This is a genomic window from Luteimonas sp. A611, assembly GCF_054072715.1.
On sequence record NZ_JBSVRP010000017.1, the window covers coordinates 1 to 889 of the forward strand.

An 889-nucleotide genomic window follows, 5' to 3' on the forward strand; every position below is an offset into this window, starting at 1 on the left:
CGCAGGTTAACAAAGTAAGTGCAACACCTGCGACGCCTGAAGTAGAAGGGGTGAGCTGGCAGACTGGGAGGGATTTCTCCGGCAAGAGACGATCCCGCATGTACCACCAGCTCACCGAGCCGGAACGATACACCCTGTCCGTGCTGAAGCGACAGGGGTGCTCGTTCCGCTGCATTGCCCAGGTCTTGCAGCGTAGCCCCAGCACGATCAGTCGCGAGATCGGCCGCAACGCAACGGTGGTTCAAGGCAAGCCTCGTCCACTGTATGTGCCGAGCAAGGCGCAGGAGCATGCCAACGGTCGGCGCAGCCGCAGCCGGCGCGTGAAGCAACATGATCGAGCCGTCTATGCGCATGTCGAATCATTGCTGGTGGAACAACAGTGGAGTCCCGAGCAGATCGCCTGCCACTTGCCCGAACAGGTGGGCACGGGCATCAGTCACATGACCATCTACCGCCATGTGCGTCATGACCAGCGCCAGGGTGGACGCCTGTACAAACACCTGCGGCAGGGCGGAAAACGACGGCGCAAGCGTACTTTTGGTCCTGAAAAGCGCGGCAGACTGGCCAACAAGCCCATGATCGACAGTCGCCCTGAAGCGGTCGAACAGCGACAGGAAGTCGGACATTGGGAAGGCGACACTGTGATGGGCGCTGCGGGTGAGCGTGACTGCCTGTTGACCCTGGTCGAACGCAGCACGGGGTTGGCGCTGGTGATGAAGCTGCCACACCGCACGGTACGCGCGGTCAATCGTGCCGCACTCCACGCTATCCAAACCAGCGGACTGCCCTTCACTACGATCACCTGGGACAACGGCACAGAGTTCCATGGCTATCGCGCCTTGGAAAACGCCGCAGGCATCCGCTGCTACTTCGCCTACCCGCATCACCC

General features: G+C 61.4%; 1 protein-coding gene. It reads left to right on the forward strand.

Annotation, left to right across the window (positions count from 1 at the left end; genetic code table 11):
* Positions 1–98: 98 nt before the first annotated feature.
* A partial coding sequence (locus ACW5EG_RS17045) for an IS30 family transposase (protein ID WP_457022489.1) occupies positions 99–889 on the forward strand: 791 nt, incomplete at its 3' end.